This is a genomic window from Janthinobacterium violaceinigrum (assembly GCF_009208555.1).
Lineage (GTDB): Bacteria > Pseudomonadota > Gammaproteobacteria > Burkholderiales > Burkholderiaceae_D > Janthinobacterium > Janthinobacterium violaceinigrum.
Genome location: NZ_WFLI01000023.1, coordinates 30,032 through 47,594 on the forward strand (window position 1 = coordinate 30,032; position 17,563 = coordinate 47,594).

The following is a 17,563-nucleotide window of genomic DNA, read 5'->3' on the forward strand; positions in this document are numbered from 1 at the left end:
TCGTTGCGACGCGGCATGGTCCACGCCATAAAAACCACAATGGGCCGTCAGGGATGTTCGCTTTCCGCATGCACGGCTTCGCGGCGCACCAGGTAAATGCCGCTGCCGATGATGATGGCCGCGCCGATCAGGGTGTAGTGGTCGGGCAAGGCGCGCCACAGCAGCCAGTCCAGGGCCATGCCCCAGGCCAGCGCAGAGTATTCGAACGGCGCCACGCTGGACGCCTTGCCATGGCGAAACGCCTCCGTGATGGCCAATTGCCCCAGGAAGCCGCTGACGGACAGGCCCGCCAGCAGCCACCAGTCTTCGCGGCGGATGCTCACCCATTCGTGCGCCGACAGGGCCACGCCGCCGACGGCCATCATCACCATCAGCCAGAAGACCATGCTTTCGCTGGCGTCCGTGCGACTGAGGATGCGGCCCGTGACGGCGGAAATGGCGTAGCAGGCGGCCGAACCCAGCACGGCCAGCCCGGCCAGCGAAAAGAATCCCGAACCGTCGGGACGCAGCGCCACCAGCACGCCCAGGAGGCCCACGGCAATGGCGCACCAGCGCGCTACGTCGACGCGTTCCTTCAGGATAAACACCGACAGGACCGTGATCAGCAAGGGCGCGACGAAAAACAGCGAATACGCCTCGGCCAGCGACATGCGCTTCAAGCCGTAGGCGAACAGGGTAATCATCATCACGCCCAGCGCGCCGCGCAGCAAGTGCAGCGGCCAGCGCACCCGCATCACGTTCTTGAAGGCGCCCCGGTACAGCAGGTACAGGCACACCAGCGGCAACGACGACAAGGCGCGCAAGGCCGTCACCTGCATGGCGGGATAATGGGCGGACAACAGCTTCATGGCCGTATCCATCAGGGAAAACATGGCGACCGCGACCAGCATCACATAGATGCTGCGCAGGTTGGGATTGCGGGGTATCAGGACAGACTCCTGGCAAAAGAGCGGGACCGTCATCATGGCGACGGCCGGAGCCAGGACAGCATGGCCGGGAAAGACAGGGCCAGGCGGTCAGCCCGATTATAGCAAGCGCCGCCGTTTTACATTTTCAAAGGGGCAACTATACGGGCAGCAGCATCACCAGTTTCAAGTCGTGCTGGCGCGCCAGGTGCAGGGTTACCTGGTTGAACGCCAGCAAGCCTTGCTGCGGATGCTGGAAGCGGCGCAAGCCCCCGTCGCGGCCCTGCACCTGCTGCGCATCCCACCATAGCCGAAATGGCGCGCTGGCCCCCGCCAGCTCCGCGATCAGGCCGGCCAGCGGCATCTGGTCCGCGTGGCGGCCGATATCGGCGCGGAACTCCGCCACCAGCCGCTGCGCCCGCTCGGGCCAGCCGGCGACCAGTTCGCGCGCCCCCGGCTCCAGGAACATGAAGCGCAACTGGTTCGGCGCGGCCGCTTCCGCATGCAGCCAGCCCGCGAACAAGGCGGCGGCGGCGTCATTCCACGCCACCGCATTCCATGTGCGGTCCAGGATATACGCGGGCGCGTCGATGGCGGCGACGATGGCTGCCAGCTCCGCGGCCGCAGGTCCCCCGCCCTCGCCCGTGCCATGGCTGGGGTCATGCTTGTCGGCCACTTCAAACAGATAGGCGCGCTCGGCCGGGCTCAGCTGCAGCACCTGGGCCAGGCGCGCCAGCATCTTGGCCGACGCGGACACGGGCCGCCCCTGTTCCAGCCACGTCAGCCAGGTGGGGCTGACATCGCACAGCTGGGCCAGCTCTTCGCGCCGCAAACCGGGCGTGCGCCGGCGCCCGCCACCGGGCAGGCCGGCCATGGCGGGAGTGACGGCTTCGCGCCGGGCGCGGATGAATTCAGCGAGTTTGCTCGACATGACGGGGATGCATGGTAGTAGATATACCAGTATAAGTTATGGTCTTGTTACAGGATAATTTTATCCTTATTCTGCAGGAACTCACCCATCCACAGGAGAAAACCATGCAGCAGCACGACGTTGTCACCGAACAGTTTGGCAAGACGGCCAATGCCTACCTGAGCAGCGCAGTCCACGCGCAGGGCGTCGACCTGGTGCTGATGCAGGAATGCGCGCGCCGCCATGGCAAGCCGGCGGTACTGGACCTCGGTTGCGGCGCCGGCCACGCCAGCTTTGCCGTCGCCCCCGTGGCGCGCTCCGTCGTCGCCTACGACCTGGCCCAGCCGATGCTCGACGTGGTGGAGCACGCCAAGGCGCAGCGGGGCTTGCACAACATCAGCACGCAGCAGGGCGACGTGGCCCGCCTGCCGTTTGCCGACGCCAGCTTCGACATGGTCGTCACGCGCTTTTCCGCGCACCACTGGAACGACGTGGGGGCCGCGCTGACGGAAGCCTGGCGCGTGCTGCGTCCGAACGGCACCCTGCTGGTGGTCGACATCGTGGCGCCGAAAACGGCGCTGTACGACAGCACCTTGCAGGCGGTGGAAATGCTGCGCGACGCGTCCCACGTGCGCGACTACCGCACGTGCGAATGGGGCGCGAAGTTCGACAACGCGGGCTTTACGCACAGCTTGCGCAGCGTGTGGAAGCTGCCCATGCAATTCGACGAATGGGTGGCGCGCATGCGCACCCCGGGCGAACGGGTAGCGGCCATCCGCAACCTGTTCGACGGCGCGCCCGATGAAGCCCGGCGCTATTTCGCGCTGCAGGACGATTACTCGTTCAGCATCGACGCGGCCATGTTCGAGGCAACAAAACCGCAGGTGCAATAAAAATGGGGTCGGACCTTTTGGGTCCGACCCCAGATTTTGATTTGGGTTGGTAGCAAGCTTTAGCTGGGCATTAACCCTACATCAATTGCTGGGGTCAGCCCCTAAGGGCCTGACCCCGACCATCAAGCCAACTGGCCCAGCAGCGTCTCGGCATTCGACACTTCAAACTTGCCGCCCTGCTCGATGTTCAATTGCGTCACGACGCCATTGTCGACCAGCATCGAGTAGCGCTGCGAGCGCGTGCCCATGCCGAACTTGCTGAAGTCGGCGTCCAGGCCCAGGGCCTTGCTGTAGGCGGCGTTGCCGTCAGCCATCATGCGCACCACGCCGGTGGCTTTCTGATCGCGGCCCCAGGCGCCCATCACGAACGCGTCGTTGACGGAGATGCACCAGATTTCATCGACGCCAGCAGCTTTCAGGTCGGCAGCGTGCTTGACGTAGCCTGGCACATGCTGTGCGGAGCAGGTCGGGGTGTAGGCGCCTGGCAGGCCGAAGATGGCGATCTTCTTGCCCTTGACCAGGTCTTGCACGTTGAACGTGTTCGGGCCCAGTGCGCAGCCTTCGGTTTCGCTTTCGATGAATTCAGCCAGGGTGCCTTCTGGCAGGGTGTCGCCGATCTTGATGGTCATGTTGACTCCTTGTGTACTGTCGGTTGAAGACGCTGCCCGCCGCATGGAGCGGACAGCGCCCGTGATCTGGTTCTGCCGGCATGATGCCGACACTGCGCGATAGTATGCCTGACTTGCCGCATTTGTGCAGAAAATGGCCGGAAAGGCAAAGGCCGACATCAAGAAAAAGATAAAAAAACGGCGGCCCTCAGGCCGCCGTCATGTTTACTGACATCGGATCACCTCCAGAAACCTAATCACATGAAAAATGCTCAGGGCAAGGCGCATGGCCGAAGACAGTACGACTGTACGGCAAGGCTATGCAACGCCGCCATGGGCTTTTTTCACTGTGATTAGTCGGCTTGCTTACGCAGGAAGGCTGGAATGTCATACGTCTCCATGCCATTCTTCTCCATCGCGCGCACCTGCTCGGAAGCCGACTCGCGGCGCCATACTGCCGGCGCCTTCATGCCGTCGAAACCGGCTGCCGGCGTGGCCACGCCCACGGTCGTCGCCGCCGCCTGCGCGCCGCCCATCGCTGCCGATGGGGTCAACGGGCTGTTGTGCGTACCGGTGCGCAGCACTTGCTGCGGTACCAGCTGGATGTTTTTCTTCGCACGGCCCAGGCCCGTGGCCACCACGGTAACGCGGATATCGTCGCCCATGGCGTCGTCGTAGGCAATGCCTTGCGCGATCGACGCGTCCGGTGCGGCAAATGCGCGCACGGCAGCCATGACTTCCTTGATCTCCTTGCCTTTCAGGCCGCGGCTGGCCGTGACGTTGACCAGCACGCCGCGCGCGCCGGACAGGTCGATGCCATCGAGCAGCGGCGACGCGACAGCCTGTTCGGCCGCGATGCGCGCGCGGTCGACGCCGGACGCCGTCGCCGTGCCCATCATGGCCTTGCCCTGCTCGCCCATGATGGTTTTCACGTCGTTGAAGTCGACGTTGATATGACCCGGCACGTTGATGATCTCGGCAATGCCGGCCACCGCGTTGTTGAGCACATCATCGGCATGCTGCATCCATTCCAGCATGCTTTCGTCTTCGTAGATCTCTTCCAGTTTTTCATTGAGGATGATGATCAGCGAATCGACGTGCAGGGACAGCTGCTCCAGGCCTTCGTCGGCGATGTCCATGCACTTCTGGCCTTCGTACGAGAATGGCTTGGAAACCACGGCCACCGTCAGCGCGCCCAGTTCCTTGGCCACTTCGGCCACGATAGGAGCGGCGCCCGTGCCCGTGCCGCCGCCCATGCCGGCAGCGATGAAGACCATGTGCGCGCCGCGCAGCGAATCGGCGATGCGCGTGCGCGATTCTTCGGCCAGCTGGCGGCCGACGGCAGGCTTCATGCCAGCGCCCAGACCCGTATCGCCGATCTGGATGATGTTATGGGCCTTCGATGTCGACAGGGCTTGTGCGTCGGTGTTGGCGGCAATGAACTCCACACCCGACATGCCTTTGTTGATCATGTGTTGGACTGCATTGCCACCCGCACCGCCGACGCCGACGACCTTGATGACGGTACCTAAAGCTGTGTTATCGACCATATCGAACTCCATGATGTGCTCCTATCAGATGCGGTTTCCAAGCGCCAGGCCTCATATTGGTAGGAGAACTGGAGATTGAAAACTGCGGTTAAATATAAAATAAAGTTATGTGTGTGTACCTGCGATGCTGCCAAAAAACCTGTACTGCCGGGCGTAAATCAGGCCCTTAAAAATTCCCTAAAAACCATTCCTTCATGCGCTGCCAGACTGCCTTCACCGAGCCGTCCTGACGCGTCACGATGTGGCCGCGCAGGTATTGCTTCTTCGCTTCCAGCAGCAGGCCCAATACCGTGGCATAGCGCGGACTGCGCACCACGTCGGCCAGCTGGCCCCGATACTCGGGCGTGCCCAGGCGCGCCGGTTTCAGGAAAATGTCTTCCGCCATTTCCACCATGCCGGGCATGATGGAAGTGCCGCCCGTGAGCACGATGCCCGACGACAGCACGCCTTCGTAACCGGATTCGCGCACCACCTGGTGCACCATGGCGAACAGCTCCTCGACGCGCGGCTCGATCACTGCCGCCAGCGCCTGGCGCGACAGGTTGCGCGGGCCGCGGTCGCCCAGGCCCGGCACTTCCAGCGATTCGCCGGGATCAGCCAGGACCTGCTTGGCCACGCCATAGCGGATCTTGATTTCTTCCGCTTCCGCGGTCGGGGTACGCAAGGCCATGGCGATGTCGTTGGTGATCTGGTCGCCGGCGATGGGAATGACTGCCGTATGGCGGATCGCGCCATCGGAGAATACCGCCACATCGGTCGTGCCGCCGCCGATGTCGATCAGCACCACGCCCAGTTCCTTCTCGTCGGGCGTGAGCACCGCATCGGCGGACGCCATCGGCTGCAGGATCAGGTCCGACACTTCCAGGCCGCAGCGGCGCACGCACTTGACGATGTTCTGCACTGCCGACACGGCGCCGGTGACGATATGCACCTTCACCTCCAGGCGGATGCCGCTCATGCCGATCGGCTCGCGCACATCTTCCTGGCTGTCGACGATGAACTCCTGCGGCACCGTGTGCAGCAATTGCTGATCGGTCGGAATGTTAACCGCTTTTGCCGTCTCGATGACGCGCGCCACGTCGGTCGCCGTCACTTCCTTGTCCTTGATGGCCACCATGCCGCTGGAATTGAAGCTGCGGATATGGCTGCCCGCAATGCCCGCGTAGACATTGCGGATCTTGCAGTCGGCCATCAGCTCGGCCTCTTCCAGCGCGCGCTGGATGGACTCCACCGTGGCCTCGATATTGACCACCACGCCTTTTTTCAGGCCCTTCGATTCGTGCTGGCCCAGCCCGATCACTTCGTGGCGCCCGTCGGACATCACTTCGGCTACCACCGCCACCACTTTCGAGGTGCCGATGTCGAGGCCGACGATCAGGTTTTTCGCGTCTTTTGTCATTTCTGTCGCCTAGTTTTTTGGGCTATTGTTAAATTGAGTATTAAGTTAAGTCGGTTTTTTAATCGGACTGCCATTTTTCTTCCTGATCGCTGCCGCGGGCCGTCCATCCTTGCCTTCGGCCGGTATCACCAGGCCTGCGGAGCTGAGCGCCAGGCCATTCTGGTAGCGCATATCGATCGTGTCGATATTCTCCAGCCGGCTCGCCAGCTGCGGATAAATACCCACCAGCCGGTCGACCCGCGCCTTCAGGGTCGTATGATTCTGCTCGCGTCCCAGCGCCACGCTCATGCCGTTGTTCAGTTTCACGGTCCACGCATAGCGGCTCGACAGCGACAGCGATTCGGGCACCATTTTCAGGGGCGCGAACCACTTTTCCAGCTGCACATACGTGGCCAGTACTTCCTTCTCGCTGCCGTCGGGGCCAGCGAAGGCGGGCAATTCATGGTCATCCTCGGCTTCGGCCACATTCGCAGTGAACACATCGCCCTTGACCGACAGCAGGCGTCCATCCTCGCCCCACGTGCCCAGCGCCTCGTGTTCTTCCAGCGCCACGATCAGCTGGTTCGGCCACTCGCGCCGCACGCTGGCGCGGCGCACCCAGGGCACGGATTCGAACACGCCACGCACGCTTTCCAGATTGGTCGTGAAGAAATTGCCCTTGATGCGGCCCAGGGTGCCGCTGCGCAGGGTCAGGTAATTCACGTGGCGCAGGCCCTTGTCGTCCGCGCTTTCCACCTTGATCGTGCGCAGGTCGAACATGGGACGCTGCGACACCCACCAGACGCCGGCGGCCACGCACACGACCAGAACCGCGGCCAGCAAGCCGTTGGCAGTCGTATTGAGGCTTTTAGCGTCATGCCACATATCAGCGTTTTCCCTTGTGCATTTTCAGGCTTGCGCCGGCGACGATTTCCAGGCACAGGTCTTCATAGCTGGTGCCTTCCGCGCGCGCCGCCATCGGCACGAGCGAATGGCCCGTCATGCCCGGCGAGGTATTCACTTCCAGCAAAAACAGCTTGCTGTCGGCCGCGCGCATCAGTACATCGACGCGTCCCCAGCCTTCGCAGCCCAGGGCGCGGTAGGCAGCAAGGGCGATGCGTTCCATCTCCGCGATGATCGCGCCATCGAGCTGCGGCGGGCAGAAATACTGCGTATCGTCCGTGAAGTACTTGTTCTGGTAATCGTAATTGCCTTGCGGCGCGACGATTTCGATCGGCGGCAGCGCGCGCGCCGCGGCGCCCTTGCCCAGGATCGCGACGGTGAATTCGCGGCCCTTGATGAATTCCTCGGCCAGCACCGAATCATCGAGGCCGGCGGCGATGTCGTATGCAGCCTGGAAGGCCGACGCTTCATTGACCGTCGTGATGCCGATGCTCGAGCCTTCATGCGGCGGCTTGACGATCAGCGGCAAGCCCAGTTCCGCGGCGACCTTGGCTAGGTCGGAGCTGTCGTCCAGCACCGCGTACTTGGGCGTCGGCAGCTGGTGCATCAGCCAGATCATCTTGGTGTAGACCTTGTCCATGCCCACCGAGCAGGCCATCACGCCGCTGCCCGTGTACGGAATGCCCAGCTGCTCCAGCGCGCCCTGCAGGCTGCCGTCTTCGCCGAAGCGGCCATGCAGCGCGATGAAGACGCGGTCAAATTGCTCGGCAGCCAATTCGGCCAGGCTGCGTTCGCCCGTATCGAAGCCATGCGCATCCACGCCATGGCTCTTCAATGCGGCCAGCACGCCGGCGCCGGACATCAGCGACACTTCGCGCTCGGCCGAGCGGCCGCCGAACAGGACGCCGACCTTGCCCAATTGTTTAACGTCGATAGCTGAAGCTTGGTTCACGTCAGGCCTTTACAGTGTGAGGTTGATACGTTGTCAGTTGATTCGGGATGCCGCTGATCGAGCCGGCTCCCATGGTCAGCACGACGTCGCCGTCGCGCGCCACGCTCATGATGGTGTCGGCCATGTCCGTCATGGACTCGACGAAAATCGGTTCGATCTTGCCGCGTGCGCGCAGCGCATGCGCCAGTGCGCGGCCGTCGGCGGCGACGATAGGCGCTTCGCCCGCCGCATACACTTCGGACAGCAGCAACACGTCGGGCGCGCCCAGCACCTTGACGAAATCCTCGAACAGGTCGCGCGTGCGGCTGTAGCGGTGCGGCTGGAACGCCAGCACCAGGCGGCGGCCAGGATAGGCGGCGCGCGCGGCGGCCAGCGTCACTTCCGTTTCCACCGGATGGTGGCCAAAATCGTCTACCAGCGCAAAGGTGCCGCCGTTCGGCAGCGCCACTTCGCCGTAGCGCGTAAAGCGCCGGCCCACGCCGGAGAACTCGGCCAGGCCTTGCTGCGTGGCGCTGTCGGCGATGCCGATTTCGCGCGCGATGGCAATCGCCGAGCAGGCATTCTGCACATTGTGCATGCCGGGCTGGTTCAGCACCACGTCCAGGTCGGGATAGCCTTCCTGCAGTACGGTGAAATGCATTTCCAGGCCCACGGCGCGCGCGTTGACGGCGCGCACTTGCGCGTCTTCCGCGAAACCGTAGGTGGTGACGGGCTTGGTGACGGCCGGGATGATGGCGCGCACGTGCGGATCGTCGATGCACAGCATGGCGCGGCCATAGAACGGCAGGCGGTGCGTGAACTGCACGAAAGCCTGCTTGAGCTTTTCGAAGTCGTGTTCGTAGGTGTCCATGTGATCGGCGTCGATGTTCGTGATCACTTCAATCATCGGCGTCAGGTTCAGGAACGAGGCGTCCGACTCATCGGCTTCGGCCACCAGGTAGTCGCCCGAACCCAGCTTGGCGTTCGCGCCGGCACTGGTCAGGCGGCCGCCGATGACGAAGGTGGGATCGAGGCCGCCCTGCGCCAGCACGGAAGCGACCAGGCTGGTCGTCGTCGTCTTGCCATGCGTGCCCGCAATCGCGATACCGCGTTTCAAGCGCATCAATTCACCGAGCATCACGGCGCGCGGCACCAGCGGAATCTTGCGCGCACGGGCAGCGGCCACTTCCGGATTATCCTGCGGGACGGCGCCCGACGTCACCACCGCATCGGCGTCGCCGATATTTTCCGCCGCGTGACCGAGCATGACGGTCGCGCCCAGGCTCGCCAGGCGCTGCGTCGCCGCATTGCTGCCCAGGTCGGAGCCCGACACCTTGTAGCCCAGGTTGACCAGCACTTCGGCGATGCCGCTCATGCCGCTGCCGCCAATGCCGACAAAGTGGATATTGTTTACTTTATGCTTCACAGAGCTAACCTCATGCCAGTTTTTCCAATACGTGTGCGATCGCCTCATTGGCGTCGCGCTTGCCTGCTGCCAGTGCCGCTTGCGCCATCTGCTGGCAAGTGTCGCGGCTCAGCGACGCCAGCAGCGCGCTCAGCGACGCCGCACTCATTTCCGTCTGCGGCAAATGAATCGCCGCACCTTGTTTTGCCATCCATTGCGCGTTGTCGCGCTGGTGGCTGGTGGTCGACGCCACCAGCGGCACGAGCACGCTGGCCACGCCGGCCGCCGTCAATTCCGACAGGGTGATGGCGCCAGCGCGGCAGATCACCAGGTCGGCCTCGGTATACGCCCTGGCCATGTCGTCGATGAAGTCGACCACATTGGCCTGCACGCCCGCCTGCGCATACGCGGCATGCAGGGCGTCGATATTCTTCTTGCCCGACTGGTGCGTCACCAGCGGACGTTCGCCCTCGGGCATCAGGGCCAGCGCGGCAGGCAGGCTGTCGTTCAGCGCTTTCGCGCCCAGGCTGCCGCCCACCACCAGGATGCGCAGCGGGCCGCTGCGGCCCGCGAAACGCGCGGCCGGCGGCGCCATGGCGAGGATTCCCGCGCGCACGGGATTGCCCGTGACGACGGCCTTGCCGGCCGCGCTGCCGAAATCGGCGGGAAAGCCGAAGCATACTTGCTGCGCCAGCGGCACCAGCGTCTTGTTCGACAACAGCAGCGCTGCGTCGGCATTGACCAGCACCAGCGGCACGCCCTTCAGGCGCGCCATCAGGCCGCCCGGCACGGTGACGTAGCCGCCCATGCCCATCACCACGTCCGGCTTGCGGCTGGCGATGAAACGGCGGATGGCAAAGAAGCTGGCCAGCATCTTGAAGCCGCCCTTGACCGTGTGCGCCAGGCCCTTGCCGCGCATGCCCGAGAACGCGATGGCATCCATGGGAATACCGCTTTTCGGCACCAGGTCCTGCTCCATGCCGTGGGTCGTGCCCAGCCAGCTCACTTCCCAGCCGCGCGCGCGCATGGTCTGCGCAATCGCCAGGCCCGGGAAAATATGGCCGCCGGTGCCGGCCGCCATGATCATCAGTCTTTTCGTCGTTTTCAAGTTCGTCACGTTGTTCATAGCCGGCCTCCCCGCATCAGGATCCGGTTTTCGTAATCGATGCGCAGCAGGATCGCCAGGCCGATACAGTTAATCAGTACGCCCGTGCCGCCATAGCTCATCAAGGGCAAGGTCAGCCCCTTGGTCGGCAGCAGGCCCAGGTTCACGCCCATGTTGATGAAGGTCTGCACGCCGATCCAGATGGCGATGCCTTTCGCCGTCAGGCCGGCAAAGGTCTGGTCGATGGCGATTGCCTGGCGGCCGATGTCGAACGCGCGCTTGATAATCCAGTAAAACATGCCGATCACGATCAGCACGCCCACCAGGCCCAGTTCCTCGCCGATCACGGCCAGCAGGAAGTCCGTATGCGCTTCGGGCAGGTAGTGCAGCTTTTCCACGCTGCCGCCCAGTCCCACGCCAAACAGTTCGCCCCGTCCGAAGGCGATCAGCGAGTGCGTCAGCTGGTAGGCCTTGTTCAGCGCATTGTCTTCCTGCCACGGGTCGAGATACGCAAAAAACCGCTCGCGGCGGAATTTCGACAAGGCGATGATGGTGACGAAGATTGCCGTCAGCATGGCGCCGATGCCGCCGAACCAGATGGCGTTGACGCCGCCCAGGAACAGGATGCCCATGGCGATGCAGACGATCACGCCGAAGGCGCCCAGGTCGGGCTCCATCAGCAGCAGCAGACCGACGAAACTGACGGCCAGCGCCATCGGCATGAAGCCCTTGGTCAGCTTGTGCATGTATTCCTGCTTGCGCACCGTGTAGTCGGCCGCGTACAGCACCATCACCACCTTCATCAGCTCGGACGGCTGCGGACGCAGGCCCGGCAAGTTCAGCCAGCGGCGCCCGCCGTTGACCGACACGCCCAGGCCCGGGATCAGGACCATCACCAGCAGCACCAGGGTGCCGATGAACAGCCACGGCGCGATCTTTTGCCAGGTGGCGATGCGGATGCGGAATACCATGGCGGCGACGACGATCGACACGCCGATGAACAGCGCCTGGCGCACGACGAAATAATTGTTCGTGTAGGCGGCAAACTTGCGCGCATCGGACAGCGAAATCGACGCCGAATACACCATCACCATGCCCAGCAACATCAGCAGCAGGACGACCCACACCAGCGGCTTGTCGTAGTCCATCATCTTCGATTGCCGCGCGCGGCTATCCAGCGGCTTGGCAGCCGAGCCGGAACCAAAGCTGAAGGGCAGCTGGAAGGCCATCAGATATCCTGTCCGTTTTCCAGGGCGATGTCGCGCACGGCGTCGACAAACACCTGCGCGCGGTGCGCATAGTTCTTGAACATGTCCAGGCTGGCGCACGCAGGCGACAGCAGCACGGCATCGCCGGCCAGCGCCAGGCTGCTGGCGCGCTTGACCGCCTCCGGCAAGGTGGCGCAGTCGATGAGGTCCACGCCAGCCGGTTCCAGGGCCGCGCGCAGCGCAGGCGCGTCGCGGCCGATCAGCACCACGGCGCGCACGTAGCGCGACACGGGTTCGGCCAGCGGCGAGAAATCCTGCCCCTTGCCGTCGCCGCCGGCGATCAGCACCAGGCGCTGCTCCGCGCCGCCAAACGCCTTGCCCAGGCCGAACAGGGCCGCCACCGTGGCGCCCACATTCGTGCCCTTGCTGTCGTCGTAGTATTCGACGTCATTGACGGCCGTGATCAGTTCCACGCGGTGCGGCTCGCCCTGGTATTCGCGCAAGCCGTGCAGCAGCGGCGCGAACGGCAGGCCGATGGCGCGGCACAGGGCCAGCGCGGCCAGCGCATTCGCGGCATTGTGCTGGCCGCGGATCTTCAGCGCATCGGCCGGCATCAGTTTCTTTGCCATCGTCGGCACCGGTTCCGGTGCCGGATCGTTCTTCTTGCGCTTCTTCTCGATCACTTCTTCGCTGGGCACGGCTTGCGCCAGCCAGAAGATGCCGCGCTCGTTGACCAGGCCAAAGCTGTCGGCTTCCGCCGGTTCGCCCGTGCCGAAGGTGATGGTTTCCGCCAGCGGATCGGCCATGTGCATGACCAAGGCATCGTCGCGGTTCAATATGCGCACGGTCTCGGCGCCGAAGATGCGCGCCTTGTCGGCGGCGTAGGCGGCCATGTCGCCATGCCAGTCCAGGTGGTCCTGCGACAGGTTCAGCACCGTGGCCGCATCGGCCTGCAGGCTGAACGTCGTGTGCAGCTGAAAGCTGGACAGTTCCAATATCCACGCCTGCGGCAGGCTGCTGGCCACGGCTTCGGCGGGTTCCGCCGCTTCGCCGCCGTCTTCCGCGGCGGCCGGCGCCGGTGCCGGGGCAGTAACCGGCTCCGCATCGAGCACTTCGCGCAGCACGTCCAGCGCGGCAGGGCTGATATTGCCGGCCACGCGCGTGGCCAGGCCCGCGCGTTCGCACAGCAGGCCGACCAGGCTGGTGACGGTCGTCTTGCCGTTGGTGCCCGTGATGGCGATGACTTTCGGCGCATAGCCGCGTTCCGTCTTGAGGAAGGCCAGCGCCTGCGCGAAAAGTTCGATCTCGCCCCACACGGGGATATTCTTTTCCTGTGCGGCCGGCGCAATGTGCGCCAGTTCGCGGCCCGGCGCCAGGCCGGGGCTGACGGCGACGAAATCGACGCCGTCGAGCAGTTCGGCCGTGAAGGCGCCGGCGATGAATTGCGCTTGCGGCACGGCGGCCTGCAGCGCGGACAGGCGCTCCGGGGTTTCCCTTGTGTCGGCAACGCGCACGGAAGCACCGCAGCGTGCCAGCCACAGGGCCATGGCCAGGCCCGACTCCCCGAGGCCCAGTACCAGTGCGGTTTTAGCGTCGTACATCATCAGCGCAGCTTCAAGGTGGTCAGGCCGAGCAGCACCAGCATCATGGTGATGATCCAGAAACGCACGACAACCTGCGTCTCTTTCCAGCCTTTTTGTTCGAAATGGTGGTGCAGTGGCGCCATCAGGAAGACGCGGCGGCCCGCGCCATAGCGTTTCTTGGTGTATTTGAACCAGACGACCTGGATGATCACGGACAGCGTTTCGACGACGAAGATGCCGCCCATGATGAACAGGACGATTTCCTGGCGCACGATGACGGCGATGGTGCCCAGTGCGCCGCCCAGCGCCAGTGCGCCCACGTCGCCCATGAAGACCTTGGCGGGGTGCGTGTTATACCAGAGGAAGGCCAGGCCGGAACCGGCCAGCGCGCCGCAGAAGATCACCAGTTCGCCGGCGCCCGGAATGTGCGGGATGAACAGGTAGCGCGCATACGTGGCGTTGCCCGTCAGGTAGGCGAACAGGCCCAGGGCCGTGCCCACCATCACGGTCGGCATGATGGCCAGGCCATCGAGGCCGTCCGTGAAGTTGACGGCGTTGCTGGTGCCGACAATGACGCAGTAGGTCAGCGCGATGAAGCCCCACACGCCCAGCGGATAGCTGATGGTCTTGAAGAACGGGACGATCAGGTCGGCCTTCGGCGGCAGGTCCATGGCAAAGCCGGACTGCACCCAGGCGTAGATCAGGTTCCACACGTGGCCCGTGTCCGGTTCCGACACGGAGACGGAAAACGCCAGGTAGAAGGCGGCGACGATGCCGATCAGCGACTGCCAGAAGTATTTTTCGCGCGAGCGCATGCCTTCCGGGTCCTGGTGCACCACCTTGCGGTAGTCGTCGGCCCAGCCGACGGCGCCAAAGCCCAGGGTGACGATCAGCACGGGCCAGATGAAGCGGTTCGACAGGTCGGCCCACAGCAGGGTGGAAATGCCGATGGCGATGAGGATCAGCACGCCGCCCATGGTGGGCGTGCCGTGTTTTTTCAGATGCGTCTGCGGGCCGTCCGTGCGCACGGCCTGGCCGACCTTCATGCGCGTGAGCATACGGATCACGGCGGGACCGGCGCACAGGCCGATCAAAATCGCCGTCAACGTGGCGAACACGGCGCGGAAAGTGATGAAGTTAAAGACCCGCAATGGGCCAATGTCGTCCTGGAAATAATGAGCGAGCCAGAGCAGCATGATTAGTGAGCTTCCTTGTTATTGTTGTTTGAACCAATCAAATGCTGCACGGCCCGTTCCATTTTCATGAAGCGGGAGCCCTTGATTAATACTGTTGCATCCGAACGGCCGGACAAATGCGCATCGAGCGCCGCCAGCAAACCGTCGAACTGTTCGAAATACTCCACGACCGTGCCTGATTCCTGGCTGGCGGCTGCCTGCGCCGCATTCACCAGATGGCGCGCCAGGCCGCCCGTCGCCAGCACGTGTTCGATGCCTTTGGCGGCGGCGTAGGCGCCGATCTCTTCGTGGAACTGCTGTCCCTGCGTACCGACTTCGCCCATCTCGCCCAGCACCAGGATGCGCGGTGCCGCGGCCTGAGCCAACACATCGATGGCCGCGCGCGCCGAATCCGGATTGGCGTTGTAGGTGTCGTCGATGATGGTGGCGCCGTTGGCGGCACGTTTTTTCTGCAGGCGGCCGTTCACGGGCGCGAACGCCTCCAGGCCCTGCTTGATATGTTCGATGGCGATGCCGGCGCCAACGGCGCATGCCGCCGCCGCCAGCGCATTGCGCACATTATGGTCGCCGGCCGCCTGCAGGCCGACGAAGAACTGGCGCAAGCTGCCATCGGGCGCGTGCACGCTGACGAACATGTCGCTGCCAAAATCCTCGGCGACGCGGTGCGTGCAGCTGACGTCGGCCTCTTTCGACAGGCCGAACGTGATGACGGCGCGTGCACCGGCCAGTTCGCGCCACAGCGCCGTGAATTCATCGCCGTGCGGGAAGACGGCGATGCCGTCTTCGGCCAGGGCCTCCAGCGCGGCGCCATTCTCGCGCGCCACCGCTTCCACCGTGTGCATGAATTCCTGGTGCTCGCGCTGCGCATTGTTGACCATCGCCAGGGTCGGCGCGGCAATCGCCGCCAGGCGGGCGATCTCGCCCGGATGGTTCATGCCCATCTCGATGACGGCCGCCTTGTGCTGTTTGCTCAGGCGGAACAGGGTCAATGGCACGCCGATTTCATTATTCAGGTTGCCGCGCGTGGCCAGGCGCGCCTCTTCGCCAAAGGCCGCCGCCAGGATCGAGGAAATCATCTCCTTGACGGTGGTCTTGCCATTGCTGCCGGTGACGCCGATGACGGGCAGGCTGAAACGGCGGCGCCAGTGGTTGGCGATGCGGCCCAGCGCCGCCAGGGTATCGGCGACCACGATGGCGGGCACCGTGCTGCTGTCCCAGCCTTCGGGCAGGCGTTCGACCACCACGGCGGCGACGCCGCTGGCGGCCACCTGCTCCAGAAAATCGTGGGCGTCGAAACTCTCGCCGCGCAGGGCCACGAACAGCGAGCCGGCCTGCGCGCTGCGGCTGTCGGTGGACACGCCGGCGAACGCGCGGGCAGCGTCACCCGCCAGCTGCGCGCCAGGCAAGGCAGGCATCAGTTCGGCCAGGGTCGCATGCATGAGGTGGTCAATGCGGTGGTCAATGAGCTGTGCCATCAGTTCGTCCTCATCATCGTCAGGCGCGCGGACAAGGCCAGTTGCGCATGGTCGGCATCGGAGAACGGCAGTTTCTTGCCCTTGATTTCCTGGTACGGCTCATGACCCTTGCCCGCCAGCAGGATCACGTCCGGCTTGGCGGCGTGCTTGATGGCCGACAGGATCGCGGCGGCACGGTCTTCGATGGCCTGCGGCTGCGGGCCATCGGCACGCATGCCGGCGACGATCTGCGCGATGATGGCGTGCGGATCTTCGCTGCGCGGATTGTCGCTGGTGACCAGCACGTGATCGGCCAGCTGCGCGATGGCGCCCATCTGCGGACGCTTGCCCGGATCGCGGTCGCCGCCGCAGCCAAACACGCACCACAGCTGGCCGCCCCGTTCCTGCGCCACCTGGCGCAAGGCGGACAGGGTTTTTTCCAGGGCGTCCGGCGTGTGCGCGTAGTCGATGACAACCATCGGAGCTTCCTGGCCGCCCACCTGCTGCATGCGGCCCGGGGCCGGCTGCAGGGATTCGATGCCGTCGATGGCGGCGCGCAGGCCGGTGCCGTGCGCCAGCAAGGCGCCCAGCACGGCCAGCGCATTGCTGATATTGAAATGGCCCACCAGCTGCGTCTTGATCAGCGCCACGCCCAGCGCGCATTCCAGGTGGAAGTCGGTGCCGGCATTGCGGCTGCGGAACTGGCTGGCGCGCAGCATCAGCACGCCCGGCAAATCGGGCAAGGCCGCGGCATCCTGCAGGGTGTAACCGATGACCGGATATTCGCCTGCCAGTTTACCGTCCACATGGCGGACCAGGCGCAAGCCCATCGGGTCGTCCAGGTTGATGACGGCCGTTTTCAGGCCGGGCCAGTCGAACAGCTTGACTTTGGCTGCCTCGTAGGCTGCCATGTCGCCATGGTAGTCGAGGTGGTCGCGCGTCAGATTGGTAAACATGGCGACATCGAAATGCATGCCGGCCGCGCGTTCCTGGTCCAGGCCGATCGACGACACTTCGATGGCAACGGCCTTGGCGCCGGCATCGCGCATGGCGGCCAGCTTGCGCGCCAGCAGCACCGCATCGGGCGTGGTGTAGCCGGTCACGTCGAATTCGATGGCGCCGCGCGGCTTGCACAGGCCCACGCCCAGGGTGCCGATGACGGACGAGGTTTCGCCCAGGCGCGCCAGGGCTTGCCCCAGCCACAGCGCGCACGAGGTCTTGCCGTTCGTGCCCGTGACGCCGGCGCTGAACATGGCGCTGTCGGGCATGTCGTAAACAGCATGCGCCACGGGGCCAGCCAGGCGTTTCAGGTCGCCGACCAGCAGATGCGGCACAGTCCATGCGGCGTTCCATTCAACGGCGTCATGCACGATGGCAGCGGCGCCCTGCTCGATGGCGGCGTCGATGAAATGGGTGGCGTCCGCATACGCGAAAAACACGTCGCCGCGCTGCACGCGGCGCGAGTCGGACGTCAGCTGCCCGGACGGGGCAGCCGCTTTGATCCACAAACTGATGTCTTGTATGGTCATGAGTG

The 17,563-nt window shown here is 64.4% G+C and carries 15 protein-coding genes; 1 reads left to right on the top strand and 14 read right to left on the bottom strand.

Features of this window, described 5'->3' with window-relative positions:
* Positions 1 to 47: 47 nt before the first annotated feature.
* Positions 48 to 890 carry a DMT family transporter gene (locus GCN75_RS18675; protein ID WP_152283824.1) on the bottom strand — a complete coding sequence of 281 codons (843 nt, stop codon included), beginning with the start codon at positions 888 to 890 and terminating at the stop codon, positions 48 to 50.
* A 175-nt stretch (positions 891 to 1,065) separates the two neighbouring features.
* Positions 1,066 to 1,836, bottom strand: coding sequence for a helix-turn-helix transcriptional regulator (locus GCN75_RS18680; protein WP_152283780.1), 771 nt, complete (start codon positions 1,834 to 1,836; stop codon positions 1,066 to 1,068).
* A 104-nt stretch (positions 1,837 to 1,940) separates the two neighbouring features.
* On the opposite strand from GCN75_RS18680, the gene GCN75_RS18685 reads away from it, so the two are divergent.
* Positions 1,941 to 2,708, top strand: a complete 768-nt coding sequence (locus GCN75_RS18685; protein ID WP_152283781.1) for a class I SAM-dependent methyltransferase — start codon at positions 1,941 to 1,943, stop codon at positions 2,706 to 2,708.
* Between the two features lie 122 nt (positions 2,709 to 2,830).
* Here the strand turns inward: GCN75_RS18685 and GCN75_RS18690 are convergent, their stop codons facing one another.
* The 12 genes from GCN75_RS18690 to GCN75_RS18745 form a co-directional block, all read right to left on the bottom strand.
* Positions 2,831 to 3,337: a peroxiredoxin gene (locus GCN75_RS18690; RefSeq protein WP_152257672.1), complete on the bottom strand. Its 507-nt coding sequence runs from the start codon at positions 3,335 to 3,337 to the stop codon at positions 2,831 to 2,833.
* A gap of 332 nt (positions 3,338 to 3,669) precedes the next feature.
* On the bottom strand, positions 3,670 to 4,878 hold the full coding sequence (ftsZ, locus tag GCN75_RS18695; protein ID WP_152283782.1) for a cell division protein FtsZ: 1,209 nt from the start codon (positions 4,876 to 4,878) through the stop codon (positions 3,670 to 3,672).
* A gap of 154 nt (positions 4,879 to 5,032) precedes the next feature.
* Positions 5,033 to 6,265 carry a cell division protein FtsA gene (ftsA, locus tag GCN75_RS18700; RefSeq protein WP_010394955.1) on the bottom strand — a complete coding sequence of 411 codons (1,233 nt, stop codon included), beginning with the start codon at positions 6,263 to 6,265 and terminating at the stop codon, positions 5,033 to 5,035.
* A gap of 45 nt (positions 6,266 to 6,310) precedes the next feature.
* The gene (locus GCN75_RS18705; protein ID WP_152257674.1) at positions 6,311 to 7,129 is read right to left on the bottom strand and encodes a cell division protein FtsQ/DivIB; all 819 of its coding nucleotides are present in this window, start codon (positions 7,127 to 7,129) and stop codon (positions 6,311 to 6,313) included.
* A gap of 1 nt (position 7,130) precedes the next feature.
* Entirely contained in the window at positions 7,131 to 8,099 is a 969-nt protein-coding gene (locus GCN75_RS18710; RefSeq protein ID WP_226941460.1) for a D-alanine--D-alanine ligase, read from the bottom strand.
* 1 nt (position 8,100) lies between these two features.
* Positions 8,101 to 9,504 (bottom strand): UDP-N-acetylmuramate--L-alanine ligase, encoded by a 1,404-nt coding sequence (gene murC / locus GCN75_RS18715; protein WP_152283783.1) that lies wholly within the window; start codon positions 9,502 to 9,504, stop codon positions 8,101 to 8,103.
* A gap of 10 nt (positions 9,505 to 9,514) precedes the next feature.
* A complete protein-coding gene (gene murG / locus GCN75_RS18720) occupies positions 9,515 to 10,609 on the bottom strand; it encodes an undecaprenyldiphospho-muramoylpentapeptide beta-N-acetylglucosaminyltransferase (protein ID WP_152283784.1) in 1,095 nt (364 codons plus the stop codon).
* Positions 10,606 to 11,817, bottom strand: coding sequence for a putative lipid II flippase FtsW (ftsW, locus tag GCN75_RS18725; RefSeq protein WP_152257677.1), 1,212 nt, complete (start codon positions 11,815 to 11,817; stop codon positions 10,606 to 10,608). The genes murG and ftsW overlap by 4 nt, the downstream gene beginning before the upstream one ends.
* A complete protein-coding gene (murD, locus tag GCN75_RS18730) occupies positions 11,817 to 13,400 on the bottom strand; it encodes a UDP-N-acetylmuramoyl-L-alanine--D-glutamate ligase (protein WP_152283785.1) in 1,584 nt (527 codons plus the stop codon). The genes ftsW and murD overlap by 1 nt, the downstream gene beginning before the upstream one ends.
* Positions 13,400 to 14,575, bottom strand: a complete 1,176-nt coding sequence (gene mraY / locus GCN75_RS18735) for a phospho-N-acetylmuramoyl-pentapeptide-transferase (protein ID WP_152283786.1) — start codon at positions 14,573 to 14,575, stop codon at positions 13,400 to 13,402. Before mraY ends, murD begins: the two co-directional genes overlap by 1 nt.
* 2 nt (positions 14,576 to 14,577) lie before the next feature.
* Positions 14,578 to 16,014 (bottom strand): UDP-N-acetylmuramoyl-tripeptide--D-alanyl-D-alanine ligase, encoded by a 1,437-nt coding sequence (locus GCN75_RS18740; protein WP_152283826.1) that lies wholly within the window; start codon positions 16,012 to 16,014, stop codon positions 14,578 to 14,580.
* A 35-nt stretch (positions 16,015 to 16,049) separates the two neighbouring features.
* Positions 16,050 to 17,558 carry a UDP-N-acetylmuramoyl-L-alanyl-D-glutamate--2,6-diaminopimelate ligase gene (locus GCN75_RS18745; protein ID WP_152283787.1) on the bottom strand — a complete coding sequence of 503 codons (1,509 nt, stop codon included), beginning with the start codon at positions 17,556 to 17,558 and terminating at the stop codon, positions 16,050 to 16,052.
* Positions 17,559 to 17,563 lie beyond the last annotated feature (5 nt).